Annotated in this window: 16 protein-coding genes; 5 read left to right on the top strand and 11 right to left on the bottom strand. The window is 72.0% G+C overall.

The window, feature by feature from the left end; all coding sequences use genetic code 11:
* The gene (locus tag GVV04_RS23060) at nucleotides 1-870 is read left to right on the top strand and encodes a deoxyribonuclease IV (RefSeq protein WP_161690291.1); all 870 of its coding nucleotides are present in this window, start codon (nucleotides 1-3) and stop codon (nucleotides 868-870) included.
* 161 nt (nucleotides 871-1,031) lie between these two features.
* Here the strand turns inward: GVV04_RS23060 and GVV04_RS23065 are convergent, their stop codons facing one another.
* From GVV04_RS23065 to GVV04_RS23080, 4 genes are all read right to left on the bottom strand, one after another.
* Nucleotides 1,032-2,063, bottom strand: a complete 1,032-nt coding sequence (locus GVV04_RS23065) for a threonine aldolase family protein (protein ID WP_161690294.1) — start codon at nucleotides 2,061-2,063, stop codon at nucleotides 1,032-1,034.
* Between the two features lie 50 nt (nucleotides 2,064-2,113).
* Nucleotides 2,114-3,520, bottom strand: coding sequence for a class II 3-deoxy-7-phosphoheptulonate synthase (locus GVV04_RS23070; protein ID WP_161690297.1), 1,407 nt, complete (start codon nucleotides 3,518-3,520; stop codon nucleotides 2,114-2,116).
* 102 nt (nucleotides 3,521-3,622) lie between these two features.
* Nucleotides 3,623-4,105 carry a hypothetical protein gene (locus GVV04_RS23075; RefSeq protein ID WP_161690299.1) on the bottom strand — a complete coding sequence of 161 codons (483 nt, stop codon included), beginning with the start codon at nucleotides 4,103-4,105 and terminating at the stop codon, nucleotides 3,623-3,625.
* Between the two features lie 178 nt (nucleotides 4,106-4,283).
* Entirely contained in the window at nucleotides 4,284-5,900 is a 1,617-nt protein-coding gene (locus tag GVV04_RS23080; RefSeq protein WP_161690302.1) for a glycosyl hydrolase family 18 protein, read from the bottom strand.
* A 149-nt stretch (nucleotides 5,901-6,049) separates the two neighbouring features.
* Between GVV04_RS23080 and GVV04_RS23085 the strand changes: the two genes are divergently transcribed.
* Nucleotides 6,050-6,538 carry a glutathione peroxidase gene (locus GVV04_RS23085; protein WP_161690304.1) on the top strand — a complete coding sequence of 163 codons (489 nt, stop codon included), beginning with the start codon at nucleotides 6,050-6,052 and terminating at the stop codon, nucleotides 6,536-6,538.
* Between the two features lie 93 nt (nucleotides 6,539-6,631).
* Here GVV04_RS23085 and GVV04_RS23090 read toward each other — a convergent pair whose 3' ends face one another.
* On the bottom strand, nucleotides 6,632-7,405 hold the full coding sequence (locus GVV04_RS23090; RefSeq protein WP_328822522.1) for an SGNH/GDSL hydrolase family protein: 774 nt from the start codon (nucleotides 7,403-7,405) through the stop codon (nucleotides 6,632-6,634).
* Between the two features lie 297 nt (nucleotides 7,406-7,702).
* On the opposite strand from GVV04_RS23090, the gene GVV04_RS23095 reads away from it, so the two are divergent.
* Nucleotides 7,703-8,536, top strand: coding sequence for an exonuclease domain-containing protein (locus GVV04_RS23095; RefSeq protein ID WP_161690309.1), 834 nt, complete (start codon nucleotides 7,703-7,705; stop codon nucleotides 8,534-8,536).
* Nucleotides 8,537-8,559: 23 nt separating this feature from the next.
* Here the strand turns inward: GVV04_RS23095 and GVV04_RS23100 are convergent, their stop codons facing one another.
* The gene (locus tag GVV04_RS23100; protein ID WP_328822523.1) at nucleotides 8,560-9,303 is read right to left on the bottom strand and encodes a hypothetical protein; all 744 of its coding nucleotides are present in this window, start codon (nucleotides 9,301-9,303) and stop codon (nucleotides 8,560-8,562) included.
* Nucleotides 9,304-9,548: 245 nt separating this feature from the next.
* Between GVV04_RS23100 and GVV04_RS23105 the strand changes: the two genes are divergently transcribed.
* Nucleotides 9,549-10,790 (top strand): helix-turn-helix transcriptional regulator, encoded by a 1,242-nt coding sequence (locus tag GVV04_RS23105; RefSeq protein ID WP_161690311.1) that lies wholly within the window; start codon nucleotides 9,549-9,551, stop codon nucleotides 10,788-10,790.
* Complete coding sequence (locus GVV04_RS23110) at nucleotides 10,787-11,320, top strand: flavoprotein (RefSeq protein ID WP_161690314.1); 534 nt, start codon at nucleotides 10,787-10,789, stop codon at nucleotides 11,318-11,320. Before GVV04_RS23105 ends, GVV04_RS23110 begins: the two co-directional genes overlap by 4 nt.
* Before the next feature lie 44 nt (nucleotides 11,321-11,364).
* Here the strand turns inward: GVV04_RS23110 and GVV04_RS23115 are convergent, their stop codons facing one another.
* The 5 genes from GVV04_RS23115 to GVV04_RS23135 all read right to left on the bottom strand — a co-directional run bounded on the left by GVV04_RS23115 (nucleotide 11,365) and on the right by GVV04_RS23135 (nucleotide 15,075).
* Nucleotides 11,365-11,850, bottom strand: a complete 486-nt coding sequence (locus GVV04_RS23115; protein WP_161690316.1) for a GNAT family N-acetyltransferase — start codon at nucleotides 11,848-11,850, stop codon at nucleotides 11,365-11,367.
* A 66-nt stretch (nucleotides 11,851-11,916) separates the two neighbouring features.
* A complete protein-coding gene (locus GVV04_RS23120) occupies nucleotides 11,917-12,267 on the bottom strand; it encodes a DUF2203 domain-containing protein (RefSeq protein WP_161690318.1) in 351 nt (116 codons plus the stop codon).
* 110 nt (nucleotides 12,268-12,377) lie between these two features.
* A complete protein-coding gene (gene proC / locus GVV04_RS23125) occupies nucleotides 12,378-13,196 on the bottom strand; it encodes a pyrroline-5-carboxylate reductase (RefSeq protein WP_161690320.1) in 819 nt (272 codons plus the stop codon).
* A gap of 183 nt (nucleotides 13,197-13,379) precedes the next feature.
* A complete protein-coding gene (locus GVV04_RS23130) occupies nucleotides 13,380-14,408 on the bottom strand; it encodes a 6-phosphofructokinase (protein ID WP_161690322.1) in 1,029 nt (342 codons plus the stop codon).
* A 163-nt stretch (nucleotides 14,409-14,571) separates the two neighbouring features.
* Entirely contained in the window at nucleotides 14,572-15,075 is a 504-nt protein-coding gene (locus GVV04_RS23135) for a pyridoxamine 5'-phosphate oxidase family protein (protein WP_161690324.1), read from the bottom strand.
* Nucleotides 15,076-15,116: the final 41 nt, after the last annotated feature.

Raw genomic sequence — 15,116 nt, forward strand, 5'->3', positions numbered from 1 at the left:
ATGTCGGCGTCCGCTCTCCGCCGGCCGGTCGGCTCGCACACCCCCACGTCGGGTGGGCTGGCGAAGGCGGCTTTGCCGTACGTCGACGCCGCCGGCTCCGAGGCCGTCCAGGTCTACGTCTCCAACTCCCGGGGCTGGGCGCTCCCGACGGGCGACCCGGCCCAGGACGCGCTGTTCCGCGAGGGCTGTGCCGAGCGGGGCGTGCCGGTGTTCGTCCACGCGTCGCTGCTGGTGAACCTCGGCTCCCCCACCCCGGCCACGGTCGAGCGGTCGGCGCAGACCCTGGCCCACGCGCTGCGCCGGGGGCGGGCGATCGGCGCCCTCGGGGTGGTCTTCCACGCCGGCAGCGCGGTCGACGCGGGCCACGCCGACGCGGCCATGCGTCAGGTACGCGAGGCGCTGTTGCCGCTGCTCGACGAGACGCTGGCGACGGGTGGCCCGCTGCTGCTGGTCGAGCCGAGCGCGGGTGGCGGCCGGTCGCTGGCCTCCCGGGTGGAGCATCTCGGCCCGTACCTGGACTCGGTGGACCGGCACCCCGGCCTGGGCGTCTGCTTCGACACCTGCCACGCCTGGGCCGCCGGGCACGACCTGGCCGTCGACGGCGGCATGACGGCCTGCCTGGACACGCTGGTCGCCACGGTCGGGCCGGACCGGCTGCGGCTGGTGCACGCCAACGACTCGAAGGACCTGTGCGGCTCGACCCGGGACCGGCACGAGAACATCGGCAAGGGCAACATCGGCGAGTCGGCGTTCGCCGAGCTGATGACCCACCCCGCCACGGCGGGCATCCCGGTGGTGGTGGAGACCCCCACGGAGAAACACGAGGGCCACGCCACCGACATAGCCACCCTCACCCGCCTCCACCCCTGACCCACCCACACCCCCCACCGGCCCGGCGTCCGCCCGCCCGTCTCGCCCCGCCCGTCTCGCCCCGGTGATCAAGAGGTTTACGTCACCCGAGCGCCGGATCCTGACGTAAAGCTCTTGATCACCGGGGCGATCGGGGGCGATCGGGGGTGGGGTGGGTGGGGTTAGGGGTTGAGGAGGGTGGTTAAGGTCTGGGCGGCTTGGGTGATGGCCGTGTCGTCGACGTCCAGGTGGGTGACCAGGCGGGCGGAGCGCGGGCCGAGGACCGAGATCAGCACGCCCTCGGCGCGGGCGGCAGCTGCCAGGCCCCGCGCGTCGAGCGGGGACTTCGTCAGGTCCAGCGGGACGATGTTCGTCCGCACCGCTGTGGCGAGCACCCCGAACGGGGCGACCGCCTCGGCCAGCCGGGCCGCCTTCGCGTGGTCGTCGGCGAGCCGCTGGACGTGGTGCGCCAGGGCGTACCGGCCGGCGGCGGCGAGCACGCCGGCCTGGCGCATTCCGCCGCCCATCCGCTTGCGGACGAACCGGGCCCGCTCGATCTTCTCCGCGCTGCCGACGACGAGCGAGCCGACCGGCGCGCCGAGGCCCTTGGACAGGCAGACCGACATGGTGTCGAACAGGGCGCCGTAGGCGGCCAGCGGCACGCCGTCGGCGACGTGGGCGTGCCAGATCCGGGCGCCGTCGCAGTGCAGGGCCAGCCCGTTGGCGTCGGCGACCCGGCGCAGCTCGCGCAGGGTGGCCAGCGGGATCACCCCGCCGCCGCCCCGGTTGTGGGTCTGCTCCACGGCGATGGCCCGGGTCGGCACCGCGAAGTAGCCGTCCGGCCGGACCATGTTGGCGACCAGGTCGGGGTCGATGTCCGCGCCGACCGCCGGCCAGGTCCGCGACGAGATCCCGCCGTACGCCGCCGCCGCTCCGATCTCGTACGTGACGATGTGCGCGTCGGCGTCGCAGAGCAGCTCGTCGCCGGGCGGCACCGCCAGTTGCAGGGCGATCTGGTTGGCCATCGACCCGGTCGGGGCGAACAGCGCCGCCTCGTGCCCGAACAGGGCGGCGACCTCGGCCTCCAGGGCGTTGACCGTCGGGTCCTCGCTGTAGACGTCGTCGCCGACCTCGGCGGTGGCCATCGCCTCCCGCATCCCGGCGGTGGGCCGGGTCACGGTGTCCGACCGCAGGTCGATGAGATGGTCAGCCACGGTTGTCCCTTCGGCCGCCGACTGCGGGGCTCGCAAGCTCACTCCTCGGGTCAGCCACGGAGCATCTCCGCCACCAGGAAGGCCAGCTCCAGCGACTGCTGGGTGTTCAGCCGCGGGTCGCAGGCGGTCTCGTACCGGTCCGGCAGGTCGAGGTCCTCGATGCCCTGGGCGCCGCCGAGGCACTCGGTGACGTTCTCTCCGGTCAGCTCGACGTGCAGGCCGCCCGGGTGGGTCTCTAGGCCCCGGTGCACCTCGAAGTAGCCGAGCACCTCGTCGACGATCCGGTCGAAGTGCCGGGTCTTGTAGCCGTTGGAGGACTCGTGGGTGTTGCCGTGCATCGGGTCGCACTGCCAGACGACCTTCGCGCCGGCGGCGGTGACCTTCGCCACGATCGGCGGCAGGGCGTCGCGGACCCGGTGGTTGCCCATCCGGCTGATCAGGGTCAGCCGGCCGGGGATGTTCTCCGGGTTGAGCTTCTCGCAGAGCTCGATCGCCTCGTCCGGGGTGGTGGTCGGGCCGAGCTTCACGCCGATCGGGTTGGCGATGCGGGAGATGAAGTCGATGTGCGCGCCGTCGATCTGCCGGGTGCGCTCGCCGATCCACAGGAAGTGCCCGGACAGGCCGTACGCCCGGCTGTCGGAGACCCGGGTGAGCGCCCGGTCGTACTCCAGCGCGAGGGCCTCGTGGGAGCAGTAGAGGGTGACGGTGCGCAGCGCGTCGTCCTCGGTCATCCCGCAGGCGTTGATGAAGGCCAGCGCCCGGTCGATCTCCCGGGCGATCGCGTCGTAGCGCTCGCCGGCCGGGGAGCTCCTGACGAAGCCCTTGTTCCAGTCGTGCACCGCGTGCAGGTCGGCCAGCCCGCCCGCCAGGTACGCCCGGAGCATGTTCATCGCGGCGGCCGAGTTCGCGTACGCCCGGATCATGCGCTGCGGGTCGGCGACCCGCGCCTCCGGCGTGGCCTCCAGCGAGTTGATCAGGTCGCCGCGGTAGGCCGGCAGCCCTCGGGCGTCGGTCGGCAGCGATCGGGGCTTGGTGTACTGCCCGGCGACCCGGGCGACCTTGATCACCGGCAGGGACGCGCCGTAGGTCAGCACGATCGCCATCTGGAGCAGGGTGCGGGCGTTGGCGAGCAGGTGGCTCTCGGTGTTGTCGACGAAAGTCTCCGCGCAGTCGCCGCCCTGGAGCAGGAACGCCTTGCCCTCGCAGACCAGGGCGAGGCGGTGCCGGAGCTGGTCGACCTCGTAGGGCGCGACGACCGACGGCACGGTGTCGAGCACCTTGCAGACCTCGGCGACCGCGGCCGGATCCGACCACGGCGGGATCTGCGTCCGGGGCAGGTCCCGCCAGCGGTCCAGGCCGAGGGCGGCGTCCTCGGCGGAGTCGACGGTCGGACGGCTGGTCTGGAGGCCGGGGCTGCCCACCGCGGGATGGCTCAGCTGATGCCACTCATGGCGCATGGGGAAAGCCTACGGCGGCCCCCGGAGGGGCCGGGCGTCGAGGGGGACGGTTCCGGAGGTTGGGAGCCCCGGGCCCCCACGGCCCGGGATGGCGGGAGGTGGTCAGGGGGTGACCGTCGGCTCCGGGGTGTGCCCGCCCGGCGCCTCCCCCGCGACGCACCAGTCGGCGCCGCTGCGGGTGACGGTGAACAGCAGCGGCCGGGTGGCCTCGCGGGCGCCGACGGTGACGGTGATCGACGTGCTGACCTCCTGCCCGGCCGTACCGGGGCGGACGTCGGTGATGGCCGCCTCCGTCACGGTGAAGTGGTCGGCGAAGTCGCCGTTCGGGCCGGTGGCGGCGGAGTCGAAGCCCTCCTGGGCGGGGGCGCAGAGCTGGCCGCGCCCGGCCGCGGTGTCCTTGGCGATCATCGCGTCGAGGTAGGCCTGCACCCGCTCGCGGGCCTTGGTGGCCGCCTCCTCGGCGGGTGCCCGCCCGGGCTGCTCCGCCGCCTTCTCGTCGTCGTCGCCGAGCCCGCAGCCGAACAGGGTGAACGGCAGGAGCGCGAGCGCCGCGACGAGCGCCGACCTGGAGTGAGTCACAGCCATCCGTCCCTCCCCTCGACCCGGCACGGGCAGGTGCCGATGCGCGAGTCTGACACATCGCCCCGGTCCCGCCGAGCACCCGGTGCGCCACGGCGGACGCCGCGCCGGGGCCGACGAGCGGGCGGGGAGGGACCGGTGCGTGGTCCCTCCCCGCCGGGTGGGTGTTGCGTCGGCCCTCGGCTCAGCCGAGGCCACCCTTGATGGCGCCGATCAGCTCACCGTTGCTCGTGTCACCGGAGAGCTCCCAGAAGAACGCGCCACCGAGGCCCTGGTTCTTCGCGTACGTCATCTTGCCGCCGATGGTCGACGGGGTGTCGTAGCTCCACCAGTTGCTGCCGCACTTGGCGTACGCGGTGCCGGCGACGGTGCCGGTGGCCGGGCAGGTGTTCTTGAGGACCTTGTAGTCCTCGATGCCGGCCTCGTACGTGCCGGGGGCCGCGCCGGTGGCGGTGCCGCCCGGGGCGGCCTGGGTGACCCCGGTCCAGCCCCGGCCGTAGAAGCCGATGCCGAGCAGCAGCTTGTCGGACGGGATGCCCTTGCTCTTGAGCTTCTGGATCGCCGCGTCGCTCCAGAAGCCCTGCTGCGGGATGCCCGTGTACGAGGTGAGCGGCGAGTGCGGGGCGGTGGGACCCTGCGCGGCCCAGGCGCCGAAGAAGTCGTACGTCATCGGCATCAGCCAGTTGAGGTTCGGTGCCGCGCCGGCGTAGTCGGTGGCGTCGATCTTGCCGCCGTTGCTGCCGTCGGCGGTGATCGCCGCGGTGACCAGCGCCGAGGAGCCGAACCTGGTCCGCAGCGCGGAGATCACGTTCTTGAAGGCGTTGGGGCCGCTGGCGTCGCAGGTGAGACCGCAGGCGTTCGGGTACTCCCAGTCGACGTCGATGCCGTCGAAGACGTCCGCCCAGCGCGGGTCCTCGACCATGTTGTAGCAGCTCTCGGCGAACGCGGTCGGGTTCTGCGCGGCCTGGGTGAAGCCGCCCGACCATGTCCAGCCGCCGACGGAGTAGATGACCTTGATGTTCGGGTACATCTTCTTCAGCTTGCGGAGCTGGTTGAAGCTGCCGCGCAACGGCTGGTCCCAGGTGTCGGCGATGCCGTCGACGCTGTCCGCGGCGGTGTACGCCTTCTCGTAGTCGGCGTAGCTGTCGCCGATGCTGCAGCGACCGCCGGTGGTGTTGCCGAAGGCGTACAGGATGTGGGTCATCTTCGCGGCGGACCCGCTGGTGTGGATGTTCTTGACGTGGTAGTTGCGGCCGTAGACGCCCCACTCGGCGAAGTAGCCGACGACCTTCTTGCCGCCCGGCGGCGGCGTGGTCGGCGGAGGGGTGGTCGGCGGCGGGGTCGTGGGGGGCGCGGTGGTCGGCGGGGCGGTCGTCGGCGGCGCGGTGGTCGGCGGGGTGCCCCCGCCGCACGGGGCGCCGTTGATGGTGCAGTTCAGCGGCGCCTTGTACGCCCCGGCGCCGTTGTAGCCCCAGCTGAAGCTCGCCCCGGGGGCGAGCGGGCCGGCCCAGCTCTTCTTCACTGCGACGTAGTGGTTGCCGCTGCTGGTGACGTCGGCGTCCCAGGAGCTGCTGATGGTGGTGCCGGCAGGCAGGTCGAACTCGATGCGCCAGGTGCTGATGCTGGCGGCGGAGTCGTTGGCGACGGTCACCCGGGCTTCGTGACCGGTCCCCCAGTCCTGCGCCTTGGCGAACGTGGCGGTCACACTTCCGGCGCCGAACGCCGAGGTCATCGGGACCGCCGCGACGGTCACCGCGATCACGGCGCCGGCCCAGGCGGCCCGGCGGAACGATCTCTTCATGTGGCGTCTCCCCAAACAGTTAGGAAACTTTCCTAAAGGATGGTGAGACGCTACTCACGACGTCATCACTTCGTCAAGATGTACATACGTCGATATTTGGGAACCCCGGTTCCGTCCGGCCCGTCGCGGCCGGTCGGTAGCCTCGGCGGATGACCGTCTTCGACACCCAGATCGACGCGCTGACCGGCGGCCCGGCGGACCTCGCCCGCCACCGGGGCCGGGCGCTGCTGGTGGTGAACGTGGCCTCCCGCTGCGGCCTCACCCCGCAGTACGCCGGCCTCCAGGCCCTGCACGAGACCTACGCCGACCGGGGCCTGGTGGTGCTCGGCGTGCCGTGCAACCAGTTCGCCGGCCAGGAGCCGGGCACCGCCGCCGAGATCGGCGAGTTCTGCCAGGTCAACTACGGGGTGACCTTCCCGCTGACGGAGAAGGTCGACGTCAACGGGCCGGCCCGGCACCCCCTGTACGCGGAGCTGGTGACCACGCCGGACGCCGACGGGCACACCGGCGACGTGCGGTGGAACTTCGAGAAGTTCCTGGTGGCGCCGGACGGCACGGTGGCCGCCCGGTTCGCCCCGACCGTCGCGCCGGACTCCCCCGAGCTGCGCGCCGCGATCGAGAAGGTCCTGCCGGCGTAGCCCGGCGACCCCTTCCCCGAATTGATCGAGGCCGCGCGCCCACCCGGTGGGTGGGGGCGCGGCCTCGGAGGTCACCGGCCGGGGCTGGCCCGGTCAGCCCGCAGCGGTGCGGAACACCGGGTAGTAGCCGCCGGACTGGCCGGCCGCCGTCGGGTGGTACGAGACGCCGATGTTGAGGAAGTTCAGGGCGTGCATCCACTTCTCGCCGTAGCTGCACAGCTGGTGGCCGACGAAGGCCGAGCGCACGTCGGCGAACGTGAACCCGGCCGAGGTGGCGGCGGTGCGGATGATGTCGTCAACCAGGTTGATGCCCGCGTTGAGCTTCGTCCGGGAGGTCACGGTGAGGCCGACGCAGGTCGTGCCGAGCTGGTAGAAGACCGGGTAGCCGACGACCACCACCCGGGCCGAGGGCGCCTTGGCCTTGATTCCGTTGTAGACGTTCGCCAGCTTGCCGGGCAGCTCGGTGCGGGCCTTGGTCTCGGCGGCGGCCACGGCGGCCACGCAGGCGCTCTCGCCCTGGAGCACGCAGGTCGACATGATGGTGGAGAAGCCGACGTCGTTGCCGCCGATGGTGACGCTGACCAGCGTGGTGCTCGACGACAGCGCCGAGAGCTGATTGTTGATCACGTCCGTGGTGACCGCTCCGGAACAGGCCACCGACTTGTACGAGGCGGGCTTGATCTTGGTGTTGTACAGCGCCGAGTACGCGTTTGTGCTGCGCTTACAGGCACCGCTCTCGGAGGTGTAGCTGTCCGCGCCGACGCCGGAGGCGTACGAGTCGCCGAGGGCGACGTAGTGGTCGCTGGCCGACGCCTGGGCGGGAACGGCCAGCGTGAGCGTGGCACCGAGGGACGCCGCAACACTCACGGCGAGGGTAATGAGGCGGGATCTCCGCACGTCGCACTCCTGGGGGTGGGGGAAGTGGTGGTGAGAGATAGGTATCACTAGATGCAGGCTTTATGGAAGATCACCGATTGCCTACAGGGGTGAATAGGGGTGGTCGGTCCGCAACCGTCCAGAGTGGCAGAAGGCGATAACCAACCCGGCCGTCCGAACGGAGCGGCACTCGGGCCGATCGTCGGTGATCCCGGACAACCGCCCACCCGGCACGTACTCGAAGATCATCTCCAGGCTCACAAGCAACTCCCACAGGAGAACCCCGAGATGATCAACAAGTACGCCGGGCGCTGCGGCACGTGCAGCGCACGGGTGGAGGCCGGCGCCGGTCAGGCCGTCAACGTCGATGGTCGTTGGAACTCGTACCACCACGGGTGTGTCCCGGTCCGGGTCGCGCCGCCGGTCGGCCGTCACGCCGGGTGGCACGACCTGCCGGTGGTGGGCTTCGACCTCGAGGGCACGCTGCCCGAGCCGATGGAGACCCGGATCATCTCCGCGGCCCTGGTCCACTCGGACGGGACGACGCAGGAGTGGCTCATCGACCCGGGCGTGCCGATCCCCGCCGACGCGACGGCCCGGCACGGCATCACCGACGAGATGGTCCGGGGCGGCGGCCGGCCCGCCCGGGAGGCGCTGGCGGATCTGGGCACGGCGGTCGCCAAGCTGATCGCCGACGAAGTTCCGCTGGTGGCCTTCTGCGCCCCGTACGACGTCACGGCCCTGCACACGGAACTGGCCCGGCACGGCCTGCCCGCCATCGACTGGGACCGAGCCGTCATCATCGACCCGTCGGTGCTGCACAAGGAGGTCGAGCCCCGCTGGTACGGCAGCAGGCAGTTGGGCGATCTGTGCCGGTACTACGAGGTCACGCTGGAGACCGCCCACGAGGCGGCCAGCGACGCGCGGGCGGCGGCCGACATGGCCCGGTCGATCGCGGCCCGGCACGAGCGCATCGCCCGGATGCGGCCGGACCTGCTGCACCAGGCACAGGTCGGCTGGTACGCCGAGCAGTCCCGGGACCTCCAGAGCTACTTCGACCGGCAGGGCCGGGACGAGACGGTCAGCACGCAGTGGCCCCTGGAGACGAAGTCGCGCGACTGACGGCGGACCGGCCGGGGCAGCCGTCAACGGGTGAAGGTCTCGGGCAGCCGGCTGCGCCCGGCGGGAACCCCCGCCGCGCGCAGCCGCAGCCGCGCGCCGGCCAGCATGGCCGGCGGCCCGCAGACGTACACCTCCTGCCCGGGCTCGTGGTGATCAAGGGCCACGGTGAGGGCGTCGCCCCGCTCGGCCGGCTCGGCGAAGACGTCGTGTGAGAACGCCGGCACGATGGTCAGCCAGCCGTGGGCGCGCTGGAGCCTGTCCAGGCTGATCGCGTCGTACAGGTCGGCGAAGGTGCGGGCACCCACGACGAGGGTGACCCGGCGGCCGTCCGGGGCGGCGGCGGCCTGCTCGACGAGGCGGGCCGCCGCGTCGGCGTACCGGAAGGTCGCCGCCCACGACGCGGCCTCGGTGGCGGCCGGCGGCCCGGCCTCGTCGGCGAAGGCCCGGCCCGCCGCCTCGACCGCCGCCGCCGGCAGGTCGCGCGCCAGCAACACCCCGGTCAGGTAGTCGACCACCCGCCGGTGCTGCGCCTCGGTGAGCCCGAGGCCGCGCCACGCGCCCGCCGCCGGGCGGGCGATGTCGCCGGCCGGGCCGCCGAGCGCCGTCGTGAGGGTCAGGGCCAGGTGCCCGGCGAGCCGGGCCTGATCAACCCCGACGAGGTACGGCGACAGCTCGGCGTCCGCAGCGACCAGCCGCAGCCAGCGCGTCACCACGTCACGCACCCCTGCCGGCCCGAGCCGGCCGAACGATCCCATCCGGTACGTCACCGCTGGCCTCCGTTGGTGGAGAAGTGGAACGGCACCGGGGCGGGCGGGGACGGTGGAAGCGCTCGGGGTGACGCTCCCACCGGAGCCCGGCACCCGCCCCGGGCCATGCGTCCACCCTCGCCGGCCCCGTGACCAGGGGCTACAGCGTCAAAGGAGCTGAAATGTCGCACAACTGAGGCATCTGGGTATCTGCCGAACGTACGGAGCGTCACTAGAGTGGTCCCGAGCACGAAGGGACGGTGCCCGTGGCACTCAAGCGACACCGGCTGTGCCAGCGCCGTAAGACACTCGGCTTCAGTCAGGAACGGCTCGCCGAAACACTCGGCGTCGACCGTTCCACCGTCGTCAGGTGGGAGAACGCGGAGACCGACCCTCAGCCTTGGCATCGCACCCGCATCGCGGCTGCCCTCCAGGTCACGCCCGACCAGCTCGACGGCATGCTGGGCGATGTATCGATCGCACGGAGGCGAGGGCAAGTCGTGGGAGATGACGCGAAGGCAGCCCCGGCTCGCACAGAGCTACTAGACCCCTTGCGGGCCTTCCTCACCACCAGCTACCTGCCGCCAGCAATTCGGCTCGCGCCTCGCACCGTGGATGTCCGGCGTAGCGTCGGGCAACTCCATCGCTTGTACCAGCAAGCTAGCTATGACGACGTGGCCCGCCAGGTTCCAGACGTCCTCAGCCAAGCGACCGTTCTGGCGGGCAACAGCTCGGGTCTACAGCGGAGCACAGCCATCAAACTGCTGGCTGCCGCATACCTGGCCGCGTCGAAGCTGGCTGTCAAGGCCGGAGACGGAGAGATCGCCCTCGTCACCGCTGACCGCGCCGCCACCGCCGCACATCTCGTCGAGGACAAGGCCCTCGCCGGAGTGGCTGCGTATCAGGCATCCTGCGCCTACCTGCGCTTGTCTGGCCACATGCACGAGGCGGAACAGACGGCGCTGGCGAGCATCGAGCAGTTGTCAGTACGCCAACGGGTCGATGATCCGGACCTGCTCTCCGTTCGCGGCGCACTGACACTGCTGAGTGCCGTCGTCGCAGCCCGGCTCGGCCGTTCAGACGACGCGAACTCACGCCTCGCAGACGCCGAGCGGTTGGCCGCGAATCTAGGGGCGGACGGGAACCGGATGTGGACCGCATTCGGGCCGACCAACGTGGTCATTCACCGCGTTTCGGTAGCAGTCGATGCCGGCCAGTACGACCGAGCATTTGAGGTCAGCAAGCCCCTTGACACCTCAAAGCTTCCGGCGGGCTTGGTCAGCCGACGAGCTCAGGTTCACCTCGACCTCGCAGTAGCCAGCGCAGCGGGCAACGAGGGACCGTCACTGGCCGTGCTCCACCTCCTGGAGGCCGAGCGGGTTGCGCCAGAGACGATCAGCGCCAACATTCATGCCCGCACGCTTGTGACGAACCTGCTGTCGAAGGAGCGCCGATCAGCAACGCCCGGGCTTCGGCCGTTGGCTATGCGAGCTGGGCTGATTTCGTGACCGGCCGTCCGGTCCTGTACCTGGTGGTGTGCGCCGCTCCCCCGGCGCAGCGGATCGGCGAGCTGGTCGAGCTGCTGATGCGCGACGGGTGGACGGTGTGCGTCATCGCCACGCCGACGGCGGCCACCTGGATCGACCGGCAGGCCCTGGCGGAGCAGACCGGTCACCCCGTCCGCTGGAGGCCGCGGCTGCCGGGGGAAACCGACCCGCATCCGAAGGCCGACGCGGTCCTGGTGGTCCCGGCCACCTTCAACACCCTCAACAAGTGGGCGCTCGGCATCAACGACACCGTCGCCCTCGGCATCCTGAACGAACTGCTCGGCTCGGGGCTGCCGATCCTGGCCTCTCCGTACGCCAAGGAGTCCCTGACGGCGCATCCCTCGTTCGGCGGGCACCTGCGGCTGCTCGCCACGGCCGGTGTCGAGTTCACGAAGACGGACGCGCTCAGGCCGAGCGAGCCGACGGCCACGTTCCGGTGGCCGCTGATCGTCGCACGGGCGGGGCGGCACCTGCGGGCGTCCGACGCCTGACCCGCACCCGTCGGCCGACGGGTGCGCCTGCGGCGGCGGACGCGTCAGCCGGCGGGCGGCAGGCTCAGGCGCAGCGTCGGGCCGGTGGTGGGCACGAACCCCAGCGACCGGTACAGCGGCTCACCGTCCGCCGACGCCCGCAGGTCGATCTTGCCCACCCCGCGCTCCCGGTACCAGTCGAGCAGCGCCTCCAGGCAGGCCCGCGAGTACCCCCGCCGCCGGTACGCGGGGGCGGTGACCACGTTGAAGACGTACCCGACCAGGCCGGTGGGGTTGGCGGGGCCGCCGAGCCGGCGCTCGATCGTGCCGACCGCGACGGCGGCCAGCTCCCCCGGTCGGTCCGGCTTGTCGACGACGAAGACGCCCATCGTGTCCTGCGGCTCGGCCAGCCGGTCACGCAGGTTCTTCCGCGCGGCGTCCTGCCAGGGGCCGGGCGCGGGCTCCGCCCCGTCCACCGACGCCAGCATGACGCCACGGAGCCGGATGACCTCGGCCGCGTCCCCGACGACCGCGCGACGTACGTTGATCATGTCCGGACCGTACCCCGGTCCCGGCGATCGCGGGGGGCGAGCGGCGGGTGGTTGGTGGGTGCCCTTTCAGACGGGGCGGCGGCCGGCGAAGCCGCATTCGACGCGGTGGTACCACCGCACGTCGGAGTCGCCCTCCAGCCAGCACCACAGCACCGGGCGGCCGGCCCGCTCGCCGGGGAAGTCCAGCAGCACCGGGGCGATGCCCTTGATCTGGATGTCGTGCTCGTGCAGCTCGTCCACGATCCCGTGCAGCCGGGCCTCCAGGCCCTTGACCTCGGCCAGGCCGCCGAGCGGGCTCAGCCCACCGTCGGCGAGGTCGACCCGCAGCTCGGCCAGGTCGGCCCGGAGCCGGATCAGCTCGTCGACGCGTGGGTGCAGGGTGGCCACGAGGTACCGCGCCTGGGCGAGTGTGAACACCGCGACAGTATGGGGCACCCGGGTCATCACCGCGTGCCACCCGCCCGCCGACGGGACCGTGAGGTGGACGGCCGGCGCGACGTGGACGGCAGAGGCCCGCCCGCCTCGGGCTACTCGGACTGGGCGGCCAGTTCCCGGGCCCGGTCGCGGGCCGCCTCCAGCGCGGCGAGCATGGCCGCGCGGACGCCGTGGTTCTCCAGCTCCCGGATCGCCGAGATCGTGGTGCCGGCGGGCGAGGTGACCGCCTCGCGCAGCTTCACCGGGTGCTCGCCGGAGTCGCGCAGCATCACCGCCGAGCCGATCGCGGTCTGCACGATCAGCTCGTGGGCGACCTGCCGGGGCAGGCCGAGCAGGATGCCGGCGTCGATCATCGCCTCGACCAGCAGGTAGAAGTACGCCGGCCCGGAGCCGGACAGGGCGGTCACGGCGTCCTGCTGGGACTCGGGGACCCGGACGGTCGCGCCCAGCGGCTTGAACATCTCCTCGGCCAGGGCCAGGTGCTCGCCGGTGGCGTGCGCGCCGGCCGAGATCGCGCTCATCGCCTCGTCCACCAGGGCCGGGGTGTTGGTCATGACCCGGACCACCGGGGTGCCCTCGGGCAGCCGCCGGTTGAAGAAGGCGGTGGGCAGGCCGGCGCAGAGCGAGATGACCAGCTTGTCGGCCGGCACCTTCAGCCCGATCTCGTCGAGCAGGGCGGCGGCGTCCTGCGGCTTCACGGAGATGGCCAGCACCGCCGCCTCGTCCACCGCGGTCAGGTTGTCGACCACCCGGACGCCGTAGCGGGCCGTCAGCTCCTCGGCCCGGCTCGGCCGCCGCGCCGTGGCGAGCAGCCGTTCCGCCGGCCACCCGGACCGCAGCAGCCCGGAGAGCATCAGCTCGCCGATCTTGCCGGCCCCGATCACCGCCACGGTGTGTGTCCCCGCCGCCATGGCCGTACCCCCTCCGTCGCCCGCCTCGCGTCGCTCCAGGGTGTCGTCGCCGCCCGGTCGGACGCCCGGCCCGGGGGCCGCGCCAGCGCGACGGCCGCCGCGGACGCCCTGGACCGGCCGCGGCGGGAGCCCGGCGGCGCGTGCGGCGCCCCGCCAGGGGGTGCCGCACGCGCCGCGTGGGCGTCAGCTGCCGAAGAAGACCTCGGCCTCTTCGTACCGCTCGATCGGCACGGTCTTCAGCTCGCGGGTGGCCTCGGCCAGCGGCACCCGGACGATGTCCGTGCTCTGCATCGCGACCATCTTGCCCCAGTCGCCCTCGTGCACCGCGTCGATGGCCTGGAGGCCGAGCCGGGTGGCGAGCACCCGGTCGAACGCGGTCGGGGTGCCACCGCGCTGGATGTGGCCCAGCACGACGGTCCGCGCCTCCTTGCCGGTCTTGGCCTCCAACTGCTCGGCGAGCCACTGGCCGATGCCGCCGAGGCGGACGTGGCCGAACGAGTCGAGCTCCTGGTTGTGCAGCACCATCTGGCCGTCCAGCGGCTGGGCGCCCTCGGCGACCACGACGATCGGGGCGTACTGGTGCTGGAAGCGCTTCTCGACGTACCCGGCGACCTGCTCGACGTCGAACTGCCGCTCGGGCAGCAGGATGACGTTGGCGCCACCGGCCAGGCCGGCGTGCAGGGCGATCCAGCCGGCGTGCCGGCCCATCACCTCGACGACCAGGGTGCGGTGGTGGCTCTCGGCCGTCGTGTGCAGCCGGTCGATCGCCTCCATCGCGATGTTGACGGCGGTGTCGAAGCCGAAGGTGTAGTCGGTGGCGCCGAGGTCGTTGTCGATCGTCTTCGGCACGCCGACCACGTTGACGCCCAGCTCGTACAGCTTGGTGGCGACACCCAGGGTGTCCTCGCCGCCGATCGCGATCAGCGCGTCCACGCCCTGCGCGGCAAGATTGTCCTTGATCCGCTCGACGCCGTTCTCAATCTTGAACGGGTTGGTGCGGGACGAGCCGAGGATCGTGCCGCCGCGCGGCAGGATGCCCCGCACCTCGGCGATGCCCAGGGGCTTGGACAGGCCCTCCAGCGGACCCTTCCAGCCGTCCTGGAAGCCCACGAACTCGTGACCGTAGTTGGCGACGCCCTTGCGGACCACCGCCCGGATTACCGCGTTGAGACCCGGGCAGTCGCCGCCGCCGGTGAGCACGCCGATACGCATGATCTGCATCCTCCTGGAGCATCAGGTGAAGCCCGATTTGCCCCAGGATATGTGTCAGATCAGACCATCGGCGCCATTGCCGGCCCGGGGCGGGCCGTCAGTGCGAACTCTAGCCGCCGTACCCGCACAGCGACCGCGCGCCCCGGGCAGCCCCGCCTGCCGCTCAGAAGGTCACCTCCCGGTTCTCCCCCGCCCTCGGCTGCTTCCCGGTGACCGCCGCCCTGGCGAAGCCGAGCAGGCTGACCACGGTGCCGCTCGGCGAGCCCCAGTACTCCGCGGAGCTGGCGTGCACCTTGATCAGCGTCAGCCCGGGGGTGTCCGGACCGTCCGGGAACCAGGTCTTCAGCAACGGGTTCCACAACTGTTCGGCGCGGGCCCGGTCGTACCCCTCCTGCGCGGTGCCGGACAGCGACACCCAGGCGTTGTTCCGCTGGTCGGAGAAGCCCACGTTGACCTGCGGGTTCACCCGGAGCTGGCGGACCTTCGCCGAGTCGGCGTGGGCGAAGAACCACAGGTCGCCGTCGAACTCCGCCGCCTGGAGCCCCATCGGCCGGCTGACCAGCCGCCCGTCGAGGCCGATGGTGGTCAGCATGCAGATCCGCGCCTCGCGGACCAGCTCGGTGACCCGGCGCCGGGCGTCGGCGGCACTTGTCAGCTCACTGCTCATGGCGGTACCCCCTCTATCGACCGGATGTCGAGGCGGTGCCC

It is taken from the genome of Micromonospora rubida (assembly GCF_009908295.1).
Lineage (GTDB): Bacteria > Actinomycetota > Actinomycetes > Mycobacteriales > Micromonosporaceae > Micromonospora > Micromonospora rubida.

Coding starts and splice junctions, on each gene's coding strand:
- GVV04_RS23080 (WP_161690302.1), bottom strand. CDS start 5,900: ATGAAGAGATCGTTCCGCCGGGCCGCCTGGGCCGGCGCCGTGATCGCG.
- GVV04_RS23095 (WP_161690309.1), top strand. CDS start 7,703: ATGATCAACAAGTACGCCGGGCGCTGCGGCACGTGCAGCGCACGGGTG.
- GVV04_RS23075 (WP_161690299.1), bottom strand. CDS start 4,105: ATGGCTGTGACTCACTCCAGGTCGGCGCTCGTCGCGGCGCTCGCGCTC.
- GVV04_RS23130 (WP_161690322.1), bottom strand. CDS start 14,408: ATGCGTATCGGCGTGCTCACCGGCGGCGGCGACTGCCCGGGTCTCAAC.
- proC (WP_161690320.1), bottom strand. CDS start 13,196: ATGGCGGCGGGGACACACACCGTGGCGGTGATCGGGGCCGGCAAGATC.
- GVV04_RS23135 (WP_161690324.1), bottom strand. CDS start 15,075: ATGAGCAGTGAGCTGACAAGTGCCGCCGACGCCCGGCGCCGGGTCACC.
- GVV04_RS23085 (WP_161690304.1), top strand. CDS start 6,050: ATGACCGTCTTCGACACCCAGATCGACGCGCTGACCGGCGGCCCGGCG.
- GVV04_RS23115 (WP_161690316.1), bottom strand. CDS start 11,850: ATGATCAACGTACGTCGCGCGGTCGTCGGGGACGCGGCCGAGGTCATC.
- GVV04_RS23060 (WP_161690291.1), top strand. CDS start 1: ATGTCGGCGTCCGCTCTCCGCCGGCCGGTCGGCTCGCACACCCCCACG.
- GVV04_RS23070 (WP_161690297.1), bottom strand. CDS start 3,520: ATGCGCCATGAGTGGCATCAGCTGAGCCATCCCGCGGTGGGCAGCCCC.